General features: G+C 74.5%; 15 protein-coding genes. 7 read left to right on the top strand and 8 right to left on the bottom strand.

The window, feature by feature from the left end; translation table 11 throughout:
- Nucleotides 1-774: 774 nt before the first annotated feature.
- A complete protein-coding gene (locus DEF28_RS19665; RefSeq protein WP_114399786.1) occupies nucleotides 775-2613 on the bottom strand; it encodes a hypothetical protein in 1839 nt (612 codons plus the stop codon).
- Between the two features lie 141 nt (nucleotides 2614-2754).
- Nucleotides 2755-4368 carry a S8 family peptidase gene (locus DEF28_RS19660; RefSeq protein ID WP_114399787.1) on the bottom strand — a complete coding sequence of 538 codons (1614 nt, stop codon included), beginning with the start codon at nucleotides 4366-4368 and terminating at the stop codon, nucleotides 2755-2757.
- Between the two features lie 98 nt (nucleotides 4369-4466).
- Between DEF28_RS19660 and DEF28_RS19655 the strand changes: the two genes are divergently transcribed.
- The 5 genes from DEF28_RS19655 to DEF28_RS19635 all read left to right on the top strand — a co-directional run bounded on the left by DEF28_RS19655 (nucleotide 4467) and on the right by DEF28_RS19635 (nucleotide 6919).
- The gene (locus tag DEF28_RS19655) at nucleotides 4467-4925 is read left to right on the top strand and encodes a hypothetical protein (RefSeq protein ID WP_147280219.1); all 459 of its coding nucleotides are present in this window, start codon (nucleotides 4467-4469) and stop codon (nucleotides 4923-4925) included.
- A complete protein-coding gene (locus DEF28_RS19650) occupies nucleotides 4922-5203 on the top strand; it encodes a hypothetical protein (RefSeq protein ID WP_114399789.1) in 282 nt (93 codons plus the stop codon). Before DEF28_RS19655 ends, DEF28_RS19650 begins: the two co-directional genes overlap by 4 nt.
- 118 nt (nucleotides 5204-5321) lie before the next feature.
- On the top strand, nucleotides 5322-6293 hold the full coding sequence (locus DEF28_RS19645) for a siderophore-interacting protein (protein WP_114399790.1): 972 nt from the start codon (nucleotides 5322-5324) through the stop codon (nucleotides 6291-6293).
- 54 nt (nucleotides 6294-6347) lie between these two features.
- Nucleotides 6348-6638 carry a type II toxin-antitoxin system Phd/YefM family antitoxin gene (locus DEF28_RS19640; protein ID WP_233515415.1) on the top strand — a complete coding sequence of 97 codons (291 nt, stop codon included), beginning with the start codon at nucleotides 6348-6350 and terminating at the stop codon, nucleotides 6636-6638.
- Nucleotides 6635-6919: a type II toxin-antitoxin system RelE family toxin gene (locus DEF28_RS19635; RefSeq protein ID WP_258862339.1), complete on the top strand. Its 285-nt coding sequence runs from the start codon at nucleotides 6635-6637 to the stop codon at nucleotides 6917-6919. Before DEF28_RS19640 ends, DEF28_RS19635 begins: the two co-directional genes overlap by 4 nt.
- A gap of 276 nt (nucleotides 6920-7195) precedes the next feature.
- Here the strand turns inward: DEF28_RS19635 and DEF28_RS19630 are convergent, their stop codons facing one another.
- The 5 genes from DEF28_RS19630 to DEF28_RS19610 form a co-directional block, all read right to left on the bottom strand.
- Nucleotides 7196-9034, bottom strand: coding sequence for an IucA/IucC family protein (locus DEF28_RS19630; protein ID WP_114399792.1), 1839 nt, complete (start codon nucleotides 9032-9034; stop codon nucleotides 7196-7198).
- Nucleotides 9031-9654: a GNAT family N-acetyltransferase gene (locus DEF28_RS19625; RefSeq protein WP_233515414.1), complete on the bottom strand. Its 624-nt coding sequence runs from the start codon at nucleotides 9652-9654 to the stop codon at nucleotides 9031-9033. Before DEF28_RS19625 ends, DEF28_RS19630 begins: the two co-directional genes overlap by 4 nt.
- A gap of 122 nt (nucleotides 9655-9776) precedes the next feature.
- Nucleotides 9777-11102 (bottom strand): lysine N(6)-hydroxylase/L-ornithine N(5)-oxygenase family protein, encoded by a 1326-nt coding sequence (locus DEF28_RS19620; protein WP_114399794.1) that lies wholly within the window; start codon nucleotides 11100-11102, stop codon nucleotides 9777-9779.
- Between the two features lie 26 nt (nucleotides 11103-11128).
- The gene (locus DEF28_RS19615) at nucleotides 11129-12706 is read right to left on the bottom strand and encodes a pyridoxal phosphate-dependent decarboxylase family protein (protein ID WP_114399795.1); all 1578 of its coding nucleotides are present in this window, start codon (nucleotides 12704-12706) and stop codon (nucleotides 11129-11131) included.
- A 626-nt stretch (nucleotides 12707-13332) separates the two neighbouring features.
- On the bottom strand, nucleotides 13333-14166 hold the full coding sequence (locus DEF28_RS19610) for an SAM-dependent methyltransferase (protein ID WP_233515413.1): 834 nt from the start codon (nucleotides 14164-14166) through the stop codon (nucleotides 13333-13335).
- A 469-nt stretch (nucleotides 14167-14635) separates the two neighbouring features.
- Between DEF28_RS19610 and DEF28_RS19605 the strand changes: the two genes are divergently transcribed.
- Complete coding sequence (locus DEF28_RS19605; protein ID WP_114399796.1) at nucleotides 14636-15361, top strand: phosphoribosyltransferase; 726 nt, start codon at nucleotides 14636-14638, stop codon at nucleotides 15359-15361.
- 66 nt (nucleotides 15362-15427) lie between these two features.
- Nucleotides 15428-16576, top strand: coding sequence for a site-2 protease family protein (locus DEF28_RS19600; RefSeq protein WP_114399797.1), 1149 nt, complete (start codon nucleotides 15428-15430; stop codon nucleotides 16574-16576).
- Nucleotides 16577-16736: 160 nt separating this feature from the next.
- On the opposite strand, the gene DEF28_RS19595 is transcribed toward DEF28_RS19600, so the two are convergent.
- Nucleotides 16737-18152: a glycoside hydrolase family 6 protein gene (locus DEF28_RS19595; protein WP_114399798.1), complete on the bottom strand. Its 1416-nt coding sequence runs from the start codon at nucleotides 18150-18152 to the stop codon at nucleotides 16737-16739.
- Between the last annotated feature and the right edge of the window lie 141 nt (nucleotides 18153-18293).

The raw sequence follows: 18293 nt of genomic DNA, 5'->3' as shown, positions 1-18293 counted from the left end.
CCGATGCTCCCCCCACCTGGCCGGCCACAAGATCCCCCGCCGCAGCTACACGGTCACGGAGTGGCCCCTGACACCCAGCGGCAAGATCGCCCGCGACCGCGTGACCCGGTGGCTCCACGACGGCGATCCGCGCGTGGTGCCGCTTCCGGCGGGGGAGGGGGGAGGCGCGCCGTGACCGGCGCGGCTGCGGCGGGAGGCCGGCTCCGGCCGCTCCGGTCGGATTCCGCCACCGCCGGCGGAGCGCGGCGCGCCGCGGGTGCGGTGATCGCGCCCTGTCCGGGCTGCCGGCCGGCGTCCGTCCGCCAGCCCGGCGAGAACTCCGGCCCGGCCCACGCGGGAGAGGGGGTCGGTCGGGCTCCGCGGGCCGACGCGAGCGGCACATGAGACGTGGACGCCCCGGCGGGGGGCGGGGTAGCCGCGCAACGTAGTCGACGGAGCAACTACCGAGCGACGGCCTCAGCGCCTGAGCTATACCGAAACGGCTCCCGCCGAGGCCGACTGCCGGGACCGCGCGGCTGCCCTCCGCGACACCTGAGCGCCCGCGGTCGAAGGTGCTGCCGCCCGGGACGTGCCGCTCGGGGCCCAGCGCGATGGCGGTGCGGCGCACGCTGCCGCAGCGCGCCCCGTTCCCTGATCGGGGCCCGCTGCTTCAGACCACCGCGGTCCCGACGACGTCGGGCGCACCGGGGGATGGACGTCGCTCCGCACCCGCACACCGGCCCGCCGCCGGTGAGCTGGCTGCCCGACCGGGGCCGGGCCGGGGAAGGTGCCGGTTCAGCGGCCCGTTGACCGGCCTTCGCCTCTCCGGCCCGGTGTCAGGCGGGCGCGGCGGGCGCGGGCGCGGTCCTGGGGGGTTGACGTGCGGGGGCCGCGGGAGGCGGCCGCGGTGGCGACGGCGGTGCGAAGGTCCGCGGGCGGCTGCCGCGGTTCCGGGGCCTCGGTGGTCTCCCCGGGCGATGCGTTCGGATCGTTGGCGTCGCGTCTCTTCCGCTGGACGCCGCGCAGCCGCTCCAGGACCCCGGCGACGTCCTCGTCGTCAGGGGCCGGCCGCAGCCGCCAATGCCGTTCGACGAAGCGCAGCTCCGCCGGTACGGCGTCCAGCCCGACGACGTCGCGCGCGGCCTCGGCCACCCGGTCCCACTCGTCCTGGCGGGCCAGGGCGAGCACCAGGGTCCGCGTCGCCTTCAGCTCCGCCTCCTGAGCGAACTCGCGGAGCTGCTCCAGCTCCGGGGGCACGCTGACGGGCGACGTGTGCTGGTACTGCAGCCGTTCCGCCCTGGCGCGGCCGTGCAGGACCGTCCGGGCCTCGCGCTCCGCCTCCTGCCACTCCCCTGCGGCGAGGAAGGACTCCATCGCCCGGACGCCCTCGCCCAGGACGCGGCGCCACGCGGCGACGGGGCGCTCCGCCGCGGAGTCCGGGGTGGTCGGGACCGCGTCCAGCCCGGCGATGCCCGCGTCGGCGAGCCGGTGCCACGCGCCCTGGCGGGCGAGGGACTCGGCCAGCGCCCTTCCCGCTTGCTGCCGCGCCTCGTCCGCCCTCGCGTGGAGCGCGTCGAGGTCCGGAGCCAGGCGCCGGTCCGAGGGCGACGGGACCGGGTCGCGGAGGCGCTCGGTCTTGGCGACGCTGTGCAGGACCGTGCGGGCCTCCCGTTCGACCTGCTTCCACTCGCCCGCGCCGCGGAAGGCGTCCATCGCGCGCATCCGGTCGTCGAGCGAGCGCCGCCACGCCCCGCTGAGGTAGCCCTCCCGCAGGAACGCGGCCTCCTCGGCCCGCGCGAGGGCCACGTAGGACCATCCGGCCTCGGAGTGGCGGCCCTCTCGGGCGTCGATGCCGGCCAGGGCCCGGGCAGCGTCCCGGCGGATGTGCCACGGGCGGGACACGTCCGCGCCCAACCCGAGAGCCGCGGCCGGCGAGGCCGTCCGCTCCGTGACGTCCTCCAGGATGGCGCGCGCCTCGGCGGTGCGGCCGCCCGGTCCGGCGAGGGCGGCGGCGCCGCGGACGCGCTCTTCGAGGACGTCGAGGTCGACCGCCCCGTGCAGTGCTCTCATCGCGCTGCGCGCCTCGTCCCCGTAGCGGCCGCCGTCGACGAGCGCGCGGAACCGCCCCACCCGCTCCCGCAGCTCCGCGGCCGGCACGGGGACACCGGCCAGCAGCGCGTCGCGGGCCAGCAGCACCTCGGCGGCGCGGTCTGTGTCGTCGGCTGCCCGGTGCAGCTCGGCGAGCCGCAGCCAGCCCGCCATGCGGGGCGCGGAGACGCTCTCGGGCGTGCCCGCCGCGGGACCGAGGCGGACCAGCTCGCCCAGTGTGGCGACGGCCGCTCCCGCGTCCCCCAGCACCTCGAACGCCGCGGCGACCGTGGACAGCTCCTGATGGAAGCGGGGCCAGTCGGGGGAGCCGCCGGGCTGCTCCGGACCCGCCGGCCGCGGCCCCCGGTCGAGGACCTCTCGCCGGGCGGCGCTCACGACCGCCAGGCGGGCGACGACCCACTCCGGGTCGGATGCGCGGCGCGTTGCCCGGGCGTCGGTGATGATGGCCGCCACCCGCTCCACGGGCCCCGCGGGCCGCCCGGAGGTCCGCTCGAACCCCGCGGTGCCCTGGTCCATGTCCGCCATGCCGCTGCTCTCCCGATCCGCCGGGTGCCGTGCCCCGCACCGTCCACCGGGCCGATGCGCTGGAGCAAGCATGGCGCCGGGGACGGGCCGGGGCAACCCGGCCGGCGCCCGCGGCCGACCGCGGCCGGCCGCTGCGCGCCCTCAGCCGTCGGACGGCGGCGCCGGCGCCAGCGACGGGCGGCCGCGCACGGCGGCCACCGCGAGCTCGGCGTCCACCCGCCCGTACCCGTACCGGTCGCTGTGGCCGTCCTCGTCGTACTCGCCCGGGCCGTCGTCGATGCGGCGGCAGGCGCCGCGCAGCGCCTCCTTCACCTCGGCCGCCGTCAGACCGGGGGCGACGGAGAGCATGAGGGCCACCACACCCGCCACCCCCGGCGCCGCGCTCGACGTCCCGCCGAAGGAGTTGGTGTAGTCGCCGCCCGAGTCTCCGAGAGCTCCGCCGCCTCCGGGGTTGTAGCCGTCATGGCCGGACCGGTCCGTCGTCCAGATGCCGGGCGTCCGGGACGGCGCGCCGTCGTTGCTGGGGAACGCGCACCAGATCGCCGCGCCGTGGTCGCTGTAGGCGCTCTGCCGCCCGGAGTCGTTGCAGGCCGCCACCGCGATGACGTTGCCGTAGCTCGCGTACCCGTCGTTGTCCACGTCCTCCGCGCCGTTGCCCGCCGCCCACGCGACGACGCAGCCGCGCCCACCGCGCCCGGCCGAGACCGCGTAGTCGATCGCCAGCCGGGTGCTGTCCGGCAGCGGCACCCGGCGCTCGTGCGCCGGGTCCTCGGGGTTCCACCAGGCGCCGTCCGGCGGCCCCCAGCTGCACGAGATGACGTCGGCCCCGTGGTCGGCGGCCCAGGCGAAGGCGTCGGCCTCGTCCTGCGACCCCAGGCCGGACACCAGCCGGAGCGGCATGAGCCGGGCGGCCGGGGCCACACCCGAGGCACCCCAGTTGCCGTCGGCGCAGGCGACGCCCGCGCACGCGGTGCCGTGGTTGTCGCCGTCGCCCGGGCGCGGGTCGCCGCCGCGCAGCCCGCTGAGCGAGCGCGGCGCCACGATCTTGCCCGCCGACGCGAACTCCTCGTGCGCGATGTCAACCCCGTCGTCGATGACGCAGATGGTCGTCCCCTCCCCGCGGCTGACCCCCCAGGCGGCGACCACCCCGGCGTGCGCGTCGATGTGCACGCCGTCCACCACGGCCTCCGCGAGGTGCCACTGCTGGGGGAAGGCCCGCTTGCGGCTCACCTCGCGCAGCAGCTCCGGATGGCAGAGCTCCACCTCGTCGCGGTCCAGCAGCTCCTCGGCGATCCCGAAGACGTCCCGCCCGGTGCCGCCGGGTGCCGCCACGAAGTAGGCGTTCTCCGCATAACCGACCTCGCGCTTCACCGCCAGCCCGGCGTCGCGCAGCAGGCGTTCGCGCTGCCCCGGCGGGACGCCGGCCGCGAACCGCACGAACACGTTCTCCGTGTAGAGCACCGGGGCGCCGTAGGCGTCGCGCAGGCCCCGGCCGGCGAACTGCACCTCCGGGTCGGCGTCCAGCGTCGAGGAGAGCTCCTGCGAGGCGCCCTCCGGCGCCGCGTACACCCCCACCCCGGCCAGGGGGAAGCCGAACAGCGGGGTCAGGCGGTCCCGCGCGGCGCGGCTGCGCGGCGAGAGCGGCGAGACGTCGTGCCGTGCGCCGCGCCGCCACGTCCGGACGACGACCAGGTCGTCCTGGTCCTGCAGCTCGTGGCGGACCCCCCGGGCGCCCCCGTACCGGAACGAGATCATGACGCGTCCCCCTCGTGCGTCGCGGCCTGCATGCCTCCCTCCAGGCATGCCCGTTGGCGCACACGGCCTACCCTCGCCCACGTGCGACAATGTCCGCTGTGCGACACCCCGAACCGCCAGCGGCGCCGCGTGAGCTGGCGGCCTCGCCCGAGCCGGGCGCGGCGCGGTACCGGCTCGACCGCCACCTCGTCGCCGAGCACCGCCCGGACGGCTCCGACCCCGTCGTGCGCCCGGCGGACGCCGTCGCGGAGCCGGCGGGCGGAGCGAGGCTCGGACCGGTCTACCGGCGCGATCCCGGCGGCGACCTCGTCGTCCCGACCGGGCGGGTGCTGGTCCGCTACGCCGAAGGCGACCGGGCCGAGCGGCACCGCGACGAACTCGCGGGGGCCGGCTACCAGGTGGACCAGGTGCTCGGCTACGCGCCGCACGCGGCGTGGCTGCGGGCGCTCGGCGGCGGGATCGCCGCCGCACTGGCGCGGATCGGCGGGCTCGCCGAGCTCCCGGGGGTCCGCCGCGTCGAGCCGCAGATGATCGGACGGCGCGAGGCCCGCGGATGACGCGCCGGAGGCGGGAGGACCGCCCGGACCGCCGGCCGCAGGCGGACGCCGACTGGGTCCCCGTGGTCATCGCCCCCGACTCCCGCCCCGCGTGGACGGCGTTTGGGGCGTGGCTGCGCGCCAACGGAATCGACTGGCAGCCGTTCGCCGACACGGAGGTGCGCTTCGTCCAGTACTGCTCCCGCCCCATCACGGACTCCCGCTACGTCGTCTACGTCACGCGCGCGGCCCTGCGCAGGCTCGGGCTGCGGCCGCCCGCCAGGGGCGGCGGCGCGTGACGGCCGGGCGCGGAGCCGTCCCGGGGGCCGCCGCGAGCGCACTGGGGGTTCCAGTAAGGCTAGCCTTGCCTTAAGCTGACGGTCCGGCCTTCGCGAGCGGGAATCGAGGAGATCACACATGTCCACGGCGAGCGCCACCGCCCGGCGCGGGACCACGGCGGCACCCGGCTACCGCGTGTACCCGGTCGAGGTGGCCGCCCGGAAACGGCTCGGTCCGAACTTCGTACGGATCACGTTCGGCGGCGACTGCCTGCGGGAGTTCGGCTTCGGCGGGGACGACCAGCGGATCAAGCTCATGCTGCCCCAGCCCGGCCGGACCGTGGCCGACGTGCCCGCCGGGGACGGCTGGTACGCCGCCTGGCAGGCCATGCCCGACGAGACCCGCCCCGTGATGCGCACCTACACCGTGCGCGCCTACCGGCCCGAGGCCGGCGAACTCGACGTCGACTTCGTCCTGCACGGCCTCGACGAGGGGCACGGCGGCCCCGCCGCGCGCTGGGCCTCCACCGTCGGCCGCGGGCGCCAGGTCGCCCTGCTCGGACCCGACCGGCCGGGCACCGGCCGGATGTGGGGCGTGGAGTGGGCGCCGCCCGCCACCGCCCGGCGGCTGCTGCTGGCCGGCGACGAGACCGCGGTTCCGGCCATGGCGGCCATCGTGGAGTCGCTTCCGCCGTACGCGCGCGGCATCGTCTGCGTCGAGGTCCCCACGCACGGCGACCGCCAGTCCTGGCGGGTGCCGGACGGCGTCGAGGTGCGGTGGTCGGTGCGGGGGGACGCGGAGGTGCCGCACGGTGAGCTGCTGGAGTCGGCCGTGCGCGGCGCGCTGACGGAGCTGTGCGGGCCGGGTGAGCGAGCCGGTACCGAACCCGTGGACGACGTCGACATCGACGGCGAGGGCGCGCTCCTGTGGGAGGTACCCGACGCGCACGCCGAGCAGGTGGACGCCGCCGCAGGAGAGCTCTACGGCTGGCTGGCCGGAGAGGCCGGCGTGATCAAGCGGCTGCGCCGCCTCATGGTGAACGACCACGGCGTACCCCGGCACGCCGTCGCCTTCATGGGGTACTGGCGGAACGGCCGCTCGCAGCTCTGAGCGCTTCCCCGGGAAGACGCCAACTCGGCGTGCGGATAGCGCATGGTAGCGGGCATGAGCACTGACACCGCCGGCATGGACAACGAGCTTTCGGCGACCGAGGCTCGGGACCACTTCTCCGAACGGATCAACCGCGCGCACCACAGCGGCGAGATCACCTTCGTCACGCGTGGTCGCCACCGCCAACGCGCCGCCGCGATCGTCCCGGCTGCGCTGGTCGAGCACTACGAGGAGCTGCTGGACGAACACGACGCCCGGATTGCCGCCGAGTGCTTGGCCGACATCGAGGCCGGTCGTGAGGCGACCATCTCTATCGACGAGGCGGAGCGGGAGCTGAGTCTGTGACCGAGTGCTACCCGGTCCGCCTCGGCGATCAAGCCTCCAAGGAGATGGCCAAACTCGACAAGCCGGTCCGCACTCGGGTGTTGGCAAAGATCCGCGGTCTGGCTGACCACCCTCGTCCGCCCGGATGTGTGCAGTTGAAGGGACACCCTGGCCTGTGGCGTGTCGAGGTAGGCGACCACCGCATTGTCTACCCGGTACGTGACGGTCAGCTGTTGGTTCTGGTGCTGAACGCGGCGCACCGCAGCGTGTCCTATCGCACCTCTAGCTGCACCTCCAGCTGAGTGAGGTGGCGAACGAGGCATCAGGCGTCCGGCGGCCAATTGGTGACACGGCACCTGGGCGGGAGATCGCCTCCTTCGCCGCCGAGCACGGCCATGCCCGCGTCACCACCACGGTCCGGAACTTCGCCTGGGCCGAGACCGCCCGCACCCGCGAGTACACCGACGCGGAACCACCGGCGGCGCCCGTGGAGCGGCCCATGCCGCGATGGCCGGAGCGGCCACGCCCGGAGCTGCCGCGGTGGCCGGGAGGCACGTGGCTCCCGGCCACCGCGCCGCTCAGCGGCCGGAGGCCGCGGCCTCCGCCGGTCCTCGCGCCGTCCTTGGCCCCGCGAACCGGGCGATCGGGTTCTCCAGCGTGCCCACGAACTGCAGGGCCGCCGACGGGTCGTCGAGGTCGACCATCTGCCGGTTGTCGCGGAGCTGCAGCCGGTTGAGGCACGACAGCTGGAAACGCTCAGCGAACATGTCGTACTTCGCGAACTCCGTCGCCAGGTGCGGCGCCGACTCCTGGTAGCCGGTGACGCACTCGGCGACGGTGCGCCAGAACTCCGCCTCCTCCAGCAGGCCCTCCTCCACCATGATCGCGTTGAGGAACCGGAGGAAGCAGTCGAACACGTCCGTGAAGACCGACAGCAGCTTCTCGTCCTCGGGTACCTCGGCGCGGATCCGCTCCACACCCGGCGGCAGCGGGGTGCCCGGGGCGAGCAGCCCCACCTCCTCGCCGATGTCCTTCATGATGGCCCGCCGCGGCACCCCGTCCTCCAGCACCAGGATGATGTTCTCGCCGTGCGGCATGAACACCAGCTGGTGGGCGTAGAAGCAGTGCAGCACCGGCGTGAGGTAGGCGTCCAGGTAGCGCCGCAGCCACCGCGCGGCCGGGAGCCCGGACTCCGCGACCAGCGCGCCGACCACCGAGGCGCCCGCGCGGTCGACGTGCAGCAGCGACGCCATGGTGGCGAGCCGCTGCCCCGGCTCCAGCGTCGGCACCGGGCTCTCCCGCCACAGCGCCGCGAGCATCTTGGTGTACGGCGAGCCGGGCGGGGACGCCGCCGCGTATTGCTCGTTGTGGTACCCGACCGCCGCGCGCTCGCGCAGGACGGTGAACCCGCACCGGCGCAGCACCTCGTCGCCGGACACCAGGTCGGCCACCCAGTCGTTGATGGCCGGGGTCGCCTTCATGTACTTCGCCGAGAGCCCGCGCACGAACCCCATGTTCAGCACGGACAGGGCGGTCTTCACGTAGTGCCGCGACGGCTCGGAGGTGTTGAAGAACGTCCGGATCGACTGCTGCGGCTGGTAGGCGTCCGGTCCGGGGCCGAGGTAGACGAGGTCGCCCCGGGCGACGTCACCGGCGAAGGTGACCGACAGCCGGTTCTCCCACTGCCACGGGTGGGCGGGGATGAGGTGGTAGTCGGCGAGGTCGCCGCCGCGCTCCGCCAGCCGGGCCGCGAACGCCCGCAGCGTGCCCGCGTCCAGCTCGCCGGCGACCAGCCGGTCGTAGTCGAGGTCGGGGGAGCAGGTGAAGGTGGACCGCTCCCGGCGCGCCGCCACCCACACCAGGCGGACGCGGGAGCCGGTCTCCGGGGCGTAGCTGAGGTACTCGGTCGAGTCGAAGCCGAGCCGCCCGTTGTTGGCGACGAAGCACGGGTGGCCCTCGGTCATCCCCGCCTCGACGGCCTGGAAGTCGGCGCGCGCCAGCTCGGCGGCGCTCACCGGCGGGCGGGACAGCTTGTAGGCGCTGCCGGCCAGCGTGCTGGAGAGCTCCTCCAGGTAGATGGGCAGGACGCCGGTGCCCAGCGCGAGGCTGCCGCGCAGGTCCAGCACCAGGTCCAGGGCGTCCAGCGGCAGCTCGGCGCCGTCGCGGTGCCGGGTGATGCTGTCGGCGTCCACCTGCCAGTGGTCCAGCGCCCGCACCCGGGCCGTGAACCGGTACTCGACCGCCCCGTCGTCACCGCGCACGACGTAGCCGCCGCCCGGCCGAGGCTCGGGGCGGATCAGCCGCTCGTGCGCGTACTCCGCGAGGGCCTTGCGCACCAGCAGCCGGTTGGCGCGGTCCCAGTTGGCGGGGGTCAGGTGGGCGACGGTGTCGCCCGGGGCGCTTCGGGGAGGGGTCATCCGTTGGCTCCTTCGACGGCGGCCGCGGCGCGGGCGGCCGCGTACTGCTCGCGGGTGCAGGTGCTGAGGTAGGCGTCCTTGCCGGACAGTGCCAGGGTCCCGACCACCCGGAAGCCGACCGCCGCGTTGAGTGAGTGGACGGGGTGGTTGCGCACGTCCGGCTCCACCACCACGCGGCGAACGGCCGGGTCGGCGAACAGCAGCTCCATGACGGTGGTGATCACCGCACGGGTGAACCCGTGCAGCGGGGTGTCGGTCGGCGCCACCAGGAAATGCATGCCGACGTCGCCGGGCAGCGCCCTGTAGCGGCCGCGCAGCTCGCTGTGCGCGGGGTCGTACCGCTCGACCAGGAAGGCCGGTCGGCCGCCGTGCAGCCCGAGGAAGGCGTCGGTGTGCTCGGACGCCGCGGTCTCCCGGAACTGCCGCTCGACGTCGGCCACCTCGGCCTCCTGCATCTGCCAGAAGACCGACTTCGGGTGGGTGAGCCAGCGGTGCAGCAGCTCGGCGTCGGCCGCCGGGTCGACGAGCCGCAGCGCGAACTCGCCGAGCCGGTCGTCGGTACGCGTGAACACGGCTCCGTCCGTTCCCGCGGCGGTGGTGGTGTGGTCCGTTTCCGCCACGGAGGTCGTGTTGTCCGTTTCCGCCACGGAGGCTGTGCTGTCCGTTCTCGCCACGGAGGCTGTGCTGTCCGTTTCCGCCACGGAGGCTGTGCTGTCCGTTTCCGCCACGGAGGCTGTTCCCCTCATGCGGTGGCCGCCTTCGCGGGCCGGGTCTCCTCGGTGGGGGCACCGAACTCCTGGAACGCGATCGAGCGCTCGATCGGGTAGTGCTCCCGCCCCAGCATGGCGCGGATGATGCACGAGTTGCGGTAGGCGGCCATGCCGAGGTCCGGAGCCACGAACCCGTGCGTGTGCAGCTCGGCGTTCTGCACGAAGATGCCGCGGCCGGCGGTGTCGATGGTGTAGTCGCGCCGTACCGCGAACCGGCCCGAGCCGTCCCACTCGATCCGGTCCGCGATCGGGGCCAGGAACGACGGCGGCTCGTAGCGGTACCCGGTGGCCAGCACCAGGCCCTCGGTGGCCAGGCCGAAGTCGCGGCCCTGCTCCACCTGCCGCAGGTCGAGGGCGTACTCCCCGCGCTCCTCGTCGTAGCGGGCACCGGTCACCGCGGTGTTGGTCATGAGCCGGGTCGGGCACGGCCCGCGCCGGTTCTTCACGTAGAGCAGGTCGAAGATCTCGTCGATCAGCGAGGAGTTGATGCCCTTGTACAGGTTCTTCTGCGCCGCCACGAGCCGGTCGCGGGTCGCCGCCGGCAGCGCGTGGAAGTAGTCGGCGTACTCCGGGGAGGTCATCTCCAGCGTGAGCTTGGTGTACTCCAGCGGGAAGAACCGCGGGGAGCGCGTGATCCAGGTGAGCGCGTAGCCGAACCGGTCGATGTCCTGCAGCAGGTCGCGGTAGATCTCGGCGGCGCTCTGGCCGCTGCCCACCACGGTCACGCTGCTCTTCGCCTGCAGCGCTGCCTTGCTGTCGAGGTAGCGGGAGCTGTGCACGGCGTCGCCGGGCAGGCCGCGGCACGCCTCGGGGACGTAGGGGGGCGTCCCGGTCCCGAGGACCAGCCGGGGCGCGCGGTACGTCCGGCGCGCCCCGGTGGCGCGCTCGACGGCGTGGACGACGTAGCGGCCGTCCTGCTCGTCGTACTCGACCGCGGCGACGTGCTGGCCGAACCGGACCGCGCTGCCCAGCCGGCCCGCCGCCCAGCGGCAGTAGTCGTTGTACTCGCTGCGCAGCGGGTAGAAGCGCTCGCGGATGTAGAACGAGTAGAGGTGCCCGGACTCCTTCACGTAGTTGAGGAAGGAGAACGGGGAGGTGGGGTCGGCCAGGGTGACGAGGTCGGCCAGGAACGGCGTCTGCAGTTCGGCGGTCTCCAGGAGCATGCCCGGGTGCCAGTCGAACTCCGGTCTCTCCTCCAGGAACAGGCCGTCGAGGTCGGGGATCGGCGCGGTCAGGCAGGCGAGGCCGAGGTTGAACGGACCGAGGCCGATGGCGATGAAGTCGTGGGTACTGGACAACTGGTTCTCCCGCTGGTCGACGTCGGTCAGCTCGCGCGCGAGCCGCTGAGCTCGCGGCCCGCCGGTTCGGACAGGTAGCGCCGGCCGTGGTCGGCGACGAGGTCGAGCACGGCCGCGATGTCGCCGGGCGTGGTCCGCGGGTTGAGCAGCGTGAACTTGAGGTGGTGCCGGCCGTCGACCTTGGTGCCGGCGACCACGGCGTCGCCGGAGGCCAGCAACGCCGCGCGGGAGTGCAGGTTGACGGCGTCGACCAGGTCCGGGTCCTCGGCAGCGCCGGGCGGCAGGTAGCGGAACACCAGGGTGCTGAGCTGCGGCCGGACCACGACCTCGAAGCGGGGGTCCTCGTCCAGCAGCGCCCACCCGGCGGCGGCCAGGTCGAGCACGTCGTCGAAGAGCCCGCCGACGCCGTCGGCCCCCATGATGCGCAGCGTGAGCCACAGCTTCAGCGCGTCGAAGCGCCGGGTGGTCTGCAGGCTCTTGTCGACCTGGTTGGGGACCAGCTCGCCCGCGGCGCGTCGGGGGTTGAGGTAGTCGGCGTGGTAGGTGGCGTGCCGCAGCGTCGCGCGGTCGCGCACCAGGACGGCGCTGGAGCTGACGGGCTGGAAGAACGACTTGTGGTAGTCGACGGTGACCGAGTCGGCCCGCTCGACCCCGTCCAGCAGATGGCGGCGGCGCGACACGAGCAGCCCGCAGCCGTAGGCGGCGTCGACGTGCAGCCACACGCCCGCCTCGGCGCACAGGTCGGCGATCTCGGGGAGGGGGTCGATGCTGCCGAAATCGGTGGTTCCAGCGGTGGCGACGACCGCCATGGGGATGAGCCCCTCGCGGCGGCACCGGTCGAGCTCGGCCGCTAGGGCGGCGGGCCGCATCCGGCGCTCCAGGTCGCACGGCACCGAGACCACGGCCTCGTAGCCCAGGCCCAGTAACGCCGCGGACTTCGCGATGCTGAAGTGGCTGACCTCGGAGGTCAGGACCCGCAGGCGGGGCAGCACGTCGGCGGCCGTCCACGCGGCGTCGCGCGGATCGGCGAGCGCGCGCTCGCGGGTCTCCTCGCGGGCCATGAGCAGGGCCTGCAGGTTGGACTGCGTCCCGCCGCTGGTGAAGACGCCGTCGGCGGCCGCGCCCAGCCCGAGGCGCTCGGTGGTCCAGTCGACGAGCCGGCGTTCGATCAGTGTGCCGCCGGCGCTCTGGTCCCAGGTGTCCAGGGAGGAGTTGATCGAGGAGATGACGGTCTCCCCGATCAGGGCCGGGATGACCACGGGGCAGTTGAGGTGCCCGAGGTAGCGGGGGTGGTGGAAGTAGACGGCGTCGCGGAGGTAGACGCGTTCCAGCTCGTCGAGGGCCTCGGCCGGATCACCGAGCGGCTTGTCCAGGTCGATGGCGGCGAACTCGGGTTCGAGTTCGGCCGCCGTTATCCCGGTGAAGGGCCGGTCGACCCGGCTGAGTCTGCTCGCCACCCGTTCGACGACCTCGGTCACCGAGCGCCGGTACCGCTCCGCGTTGCCGTCGTCGAACAGGTGGGAGGTGTGGTCCGGTTCGAGGGACACGGGCACGGGCGCGGTGCCGTCCGGTGGATCGTCGGTGGGCCGCGCGAGGGAACTCATCGATTGTCCTCCTGGAGGCGGGCATGACCGTTACCCGGCCGGGGACCGGGTACGGGTGAGTGGACGCGGGCACGCAGGTCAGGCCGCCTTTATTAAAGGTAGCCTTACCTACATAAAGTTAGGCTAACCTATGCACCCTGGTGGGAACAGGGGGACCCCCGATAAACCAGCCACCGGTTCGTTACCGAGCGAGACGGCCCCGGCCGCGGCGGCGCGGTACGGGACGGACGCCCGGTGCCCCCGCGGCTCGCGCCGTCCAGAGGGTCGCCGGCCGCAGCGCGCGTGGGGCGGCGGCCAGGGGGGATGAGCGCCGCCGCACGGGATGAGCTGGGGCGCGGGCGGCGGTGGCGACGGCTCCGACGCCGTCCAGGAGGAGGCGGGCCGCGGCCGCCTCCCCGCCTCCCCGCCGGGGCCGCCGGGGCCGGCCGGGAGCCCGACGGCGCCCGTCCGCGCGTGCGCCCATTGGGCGGATCCACGGGGGCGGTCGCGCACGCCCCCGCCGGCCCGGACCGGGCGCGCAGGCCGCGGGTCCGCCCCTTTCGAAACCGAGAACCCCACCACCCGACAGGGCCGTGGGGTTCCGGGATAGCGCGAGAAGGCTCGGCGCGGCCGCCTCTGCGTGCTCGTCAGTTCCTGCGCGCCAGCGCCGCCACCATCTGGGTGTGCAGCGGGTGCTCCAGCTCGCCGCTCGGCCCGTTCGGCCGCCACGCGGTCACCGGCACCACACCCGGCTCCAGGATCTCCAGCCCGTCGAGGAAGGAGCGGATCTGCTCGGGGGAGCGGAAGATCGAACCGCCCAGGTCCCGCTGGATCAGGCGCTTGGCCTCGTTCAGGCTGGGGTCGTCGCCCGAGTCGTGCAGGTGCGTCAGCACGAAGTGGCTGCCGGGCGCCACGAAGTCGTGCAGCCGGCGGACGACCGCGCGCGGGTCCTGCTCGTCGGGCACGTGGTGGATGATGGCGGCCAGGATGATCGCGACCGGCCGCGACAGGTCGATGAGCGCGCGGAGTTCGGGCGACTCGAAGATCTTCTCCGGCTGGAGCAGGTCCGCCTGGATCACCGTCGCCACGCCGTCCTCTGCCAGGAGGGCCCGGCCGTGCGCGAGCACGATCGGGTCGTTGTCCACGTAGACCACGTGCGCCCGGGGGTTCACCGCGGTGGCGAACTGGTGCACGTTGCTGGTGGTGGGCAGCCCCGATCCGATGTCGACGAACTGGTCGATGCCGACCTCGCCGGCGAGGTAGCGCACCGCGCGCTCGATCGCCGTGCGGTTGCCCTGCGCGACCACCGAGGCCTCCGGCACCAGGGCGAGCACCTTGTCGCCCACGGCCCGGTCGACCTCGAAGTTGTCCTTGCCGCCCAGGAAGTAGTCGTAGACGCGCGCGAAGCTCGGCGTGGTGGTGTCGACGTCCTTCGGGGGCGGGGGGTCCGCGCTGCCACGCATCCAGGCGGCGTTCGACATATGGGCGGCTCCAATCTCGGGAGGGGCGCGGTCGGTGGAACGCGGGGACCGCGGACGCGGTTCCGCTCGCCCCTGGTTCCGCAGAGTAGTGGAACGCCGCGTCCCGGTCATTGCTCGTAACGGGGACGTTACAACACCATCCAGGGCGATATCTCCGGGCTTCGGCCGGGGCCGTCCGGCGCCGGACGCGGTGCGTGCCCCGAGGCCCGGGGGCGCCCTCGCCGGCGTGCGTTGCCGAGCGGGGCCGGGGCCTTCCGGGGGGCCTGCGGCGGTGCCTTCCGGCCGGCCGGAGGAGTGCTCTCGTGGCCCGGAGGGGTGGTTTCGGGGCTTCCCCGGCGGGGTGCTCCCCGGGGCCTGGAGCGGAGTGACTCTCCGGTGTCCGGGTCCTCCGACCCTGGTGCGCCACCGCCCGGCGCTGGTTGGATCGCAGACGAAGGCGGCGGGAGCCCGACCGGTTGGGGGGTCGGCGATGCTGTTCACAGACCGCAGGGACGCGGGGCGGCGACTGGCCGCCGAGCCCGGCCTGCGGCGGATCACGGACGCGGTGGTGCTCGGCCTGCCGCGCGGCGGCGTCCCAGTGGCCTTCGAGGTCGCCGCCGAGCTGGGGGCGCCGCTCGACGTCGCCGTGGTCCGCAAACTCGGGGTGCCCTACCAGCCGGAGCTGGCCATGGGCGCGATCGGCGAGGGCGGCGTACGCGTGCTGGACGAGCGGACCCTGCTCCTCGCGGGGCTTGGCGAGTGGGACGTCGCGGCGGTCGAGCGGCACGAACGCGCCGAACTGGAGCAGCGGGTCCGCCGGCTGCGCGCCCTGCGCCCCCGGGTGGCGCTGGCCGGCCGGACGGCGGTGGTGGTGGACGACGGCGTGGCCACCGGCTCGACGGCGCGGGCCGCGTGCCGGATCGCCCGCGCCCAGGGGGCGGCCCGGGTGGTCGTGGCCGTCCCGGTGGGGCCGCCGGAGGCCGTCGCCCGGCTCCGCGAGGTCGCCGACGACGTCGTCTGCTCGGAGCAGCCGCCGTTCTTCTCGGCCATCGGCGAGTGGTACGCGGACTTCTCCCCGACCAGCGAGTCCGAGGTCGAGGAACTACTGGAGCGCGCGGCGCGCGACCGGACCGCCCCGCCCCCGCGCCGCCCGGCCGCCGAGGAGCGGCCGCACCGAGCGAGCCGCGAGCCGCCGCCGACCGCGGCACGGGGATGAGGATTCCGGGAGCCGCGGTCCGATGACAGCGAGGAAGACGACGGTGGAGACGACGGGGCCGAAGACATGAAGCAGAGTCTGCCGCTCGGCCGGGTGGCGGGCGTCCCGGTGGGCGCGCACTGGTCCACGGTGGTCGTCCTGCTGCTGATCACCGGCCTACTGGCGCTCGAAGTGCTGCCGCGCAGCGGCGCCCGGGTCGGTACCGGGCTGTACTGGGTCACCGGCGCGGTCGCCGCCGTGCTGTTCCTCGCCGCGCTGCTCGCCCACGAGCTCGCGCACGCCCTCACGGCGCGCCGGCGCGGGGTGGAGGTCCGCTCCGTCACCCTCTTCGCGCTCGGCGGCGTGACCGAGTTCGACGCGCCCGCCGCCACCCCGAAGGCGGAGTTCGTGATCGCCGCGGCCGGGCCGCTGGCGAGCCTCGCGGCCGGCGTGCTCTTCTGGGCGGCGGCCCTCGCCGCCTCGCTCGCCTCCGCTCCGCTGCTGGTGCTCATGGCGCTGTCCTGGCTCGCCGGGATCAACGCGCTGCTCGCCGCGTTCAACCTGCTGCCCGGCGCGCCCCTGGACGGCGGCCGGGTGCTGCACGCCGTGCTGTGGTGGCGCTACGGCGAACGCGACCGAGCCGACCGCGCCACCACCCGGGCCGGCGAGAGGCTGGGCCTCGGACTGGTCGTCGCCGGGCTCGCGCTGTCGCTGCTGTGGGCGCGGCTGGAGGGACTCTGGCTGGTGCTCGTCGGCTGGTTCCTCTCGACCGCGGCCCGCGGGGAGGCCGCCGCCAACGACCTGCGGGACGGCCTCCGCGGCATGCGCCTGCGCGACGTCATGACGCCGGACCCCCGCACCGCGGCCGAGTGGCTCACCGTCGAGGAGTTCGTCGCCCGGTCCGTACTGGACTCCCGCCAGACGGTGTTCGCGACCGTCGACTTCGACGGCCGCCCCAGCGGCTACGTCTCCCTGGAGACCCTGCGCGACGTGCCGCCGGAACGGCGGGCCACGACCCGGCTCCGCGAGGTCGCGCGCCCGCTCGCCGAGCACGCCGTCGCCGAACCGGACGCCGACGCCTCCGACCTCCTGAAGGCGGCGCTGCCGGGGCGCGAGCTCCTCCGCGTCGTCATGGACTCCGGCCGCATCGTCGGGATGGTCACGAGCACCGACCTCTCCCGGGTCATGCGGCAGGCGCCGCTGCGGCGCGGACCGCTCCCGCCGCAGGGGCCGTGACGCCGCGGCGGGCCGGCCGGCTCACCGCGCGGGCCGGCCGGCCCGGTCCCGGGGCGGCGCCCGGGGTGGTGCGGCCCCCGGCGCCGCGGGGTCGTCCAGCGCCGGGGACCGGTCCGGGGCGGTCCGGTGCGCCGGACGGGCGAACCGGACCGCGGGCGGGTCAGAGAGCGGGGTGGGCGTTCTCGACCAGCATCTCGAACTGCTCGGGGAACCAGCGGCCCGCGTGCGGGGCGTTGGGCAGCGCGTTGGTCGGAACGTTGGGGTTCCACGTGTTGTGCCACGTCGGGTCGCACATGCGGTCGAAGCCCTTGGCCGGGTCGTCGGGGTCGACGATGCCGCCCTCGCTGACGCCGTCGGACTCGCCCGGGGGCTTCACCCACACGTAGGCGTCGATACCGGCCGCCGGTGCGGACCGAGGACGCTCACCGATGCCGGCGCCGGCCTGGTTGCACCAGTTGCCGCGGTGCGGCCGGGTGTCCACCCGCGACTCGTCGACGTAGGTGTTCAGGTTGGTGGAGGTGCTGACGCTGGTCGGCCGGTCCGGCCCGCCCCAGCCGTTGCGGGAGGTGTCGATCAGCATGCCGATGTCGCTCGGGAACCCCGAGTTGACGAAGGCGGTGCGCAGCGCCTGGGCGAAGCCCAGTTCGGCGAAGCGCGGGTTCCACTCGTAGAAGGCGGCCGAGCGGACCGGCTGCCCGCCGACCTGCAGGTCGGGGTTGGTGAGGAACGGCTCCACGGTGGGCGTGTAGTTGGCCGTGTTGGTGATGAACCCGCTGACGCTGTTCACGCCCGCCTGGGTGCCGCGGATGGTGCTGGTGAGCAGCGAGACCGTCTGCGGGAAGTTGGTGTCCGGCCAGCCGAGCCAGCCCGAGTGGCCGATGTCCACGTAGTTGTACACGTTCTCGAACTGCAGGTTGTCCAGGGCGTAGCGGACGCCGTCGACGTAGCCGCCGGGGCCGGCGGCCTCCCGGCAGTCCTCGGTGCCGAACTGGCCGTCGACGTTGGTCACCAGGTTGGGCAGCGAGTCGGGCTCGATGACCGCGACGATCCGCAGGCTCTCGTACGCCGGGTCGCCGAGGATCTCGGCGATCGGATCGATGTACTCCTGCTGGTAGCGCTGCATGCCGTTCTGGTCGATCCGCAGCTCGCCGTTGGAGGCCAGCGCCGCGCAGTCCCGGTTGGGCAGGTTGTACACGACGACGGTGACGACCATCGGGGTGCTGCCGCTCTGCTGCTCCAGCGCCGCGTCCAGGTGGTCGCGCAGGCCCATGCCGCCGGCCGGGCCCTCGATGGCGGCGATGCGGTCCATCCACACCGCCGTGGGGTACTGGGCGACGCTCTCCATCTTCTGGCCGAGCTGGCCTCCGGTCTGCGCCGCCTGCGCGCGCACGTCGCCGGCCCACTCGGGGTTGACGTAGGCGTCGGCGCCGGCGAAGGGGTTGGCGACCCGCTCCTCGGCGGCGGCCGGCGAGCCGGCCGCGGTGACGAGGGAGGAGCCGAGCGCGAGCGCGGCGGCCGAGGCGAGGCCGCGCCTCAGCCACGAGCGTCCGGTGCTTCTTCGAGAGGTCGATCTCATGGTCGGCCTTTCTCACGGTTCGAGCGCCGCCGGGGCGCTCTGGCGGGGGAGGGGCGATGCGCCGCGGCGGCGCTCGAACCGTGAGAAAGGCCGACCATGAGATCGACCTCTCGAAGAAGCACCGGACGCTCGTGGCTGAGG

Origin of the sequence: Marinitenerispora sediminis (assembly GCF_003336425.1) — a bacterium.
Classification (GTDB): domain Bacteria; phylum Actinomycetota; class Actinomycetes; order Streptosporangiales; family Streptosporangiaceae; genus Marinitenerispora; species Marinitenerispora sediminis.
This window is presented reverse-complemented; position numbering and strand designations above follow the sequence as displayed.

Excerpts from the sequence above, each read along its gene's own strand:
- DEF28_RS19595 (WP_114399798.1), bottom strand. The coding sequence starts at position 18,152 with ATGAGATCGACCTCTCGAAGAAGCACCGGACGCTCGTGGCTGAGGCGC.
- DEF28_RS19605 (WP_114399796.1), top strand. The coding sequence starts at position 14,636 with ATGCTGTTCACAGACCGCAGGGACGCGGGGCGGCGACTGGCCGCCGAG.
- DEF28_RS19645 (WP_114399790.1), top strand. The coding sequence starts at position 5,322 with ATGTCCACGGCGAGCGCCACCGCCCGGCGCGGGACCACGGCGGCACCC.
- DEF28_RS19600 (WP_114399797.1), top strand. The coding sequence starts at position 15,428 with ATGAAGCAGAGTCTGCCGCTCGGCCGGGTGGCGGGCGTCCCGGTGGGC.
- DEF28_RS19615 (WP_114399795.1), bottom strand. The coding sequence starts at position 12,706 with ATGAGTTCCCTCGCGCGGCCCACCGACGATCCACCGGACGGCACCGCG.
- DEF28_RS19640 (WP_233515415.1), top strand. The coding sequence starts at position 6,348 with ATGAGCACTGACACCGCCGGCATGGACAACGAGCTTTCGGCGACCGAG.
- DEF28_RS19610 (WP_233515413.1), bottom strand. The coding sequence starts at position 14,166 with ATGTCGAACGCCGCCTGGATGCGTGGCAGCGCGGACCCCCCGCCCCCG.
- DEF28_RS19630 (WP_114399792.1), bottom strand. The coding sequence starts at position 9,034 with ATGACCCCTCCCCGAAGCGCCCCGGGCGACACCGTCGCCCACCTGACC.
- DEF28_RS19650 (WP_114399789.1), top strand. The coding sequence starts at position 4,922 with ATGACGCGCCGGAGGCGGGAGGACCGCCCGGACCGCCGGCCGCAGGCG.
- DEF28_RS19665 (WP_114399786.1), bottom strand. The coding sequence starts at position 2,613 with ATGGCGGACATGGACCAGGGCACCGCGGGGTTCGAGCGGACCTCCGGG.
- DEF28_RS19660 (WP_114399787.1), bottom strand. The coding sequence starts at position 4,368 with ATGATCTCGTTCCGGTACGGGGGCGCCCGGGGGGTCCGCCACGAGCTG.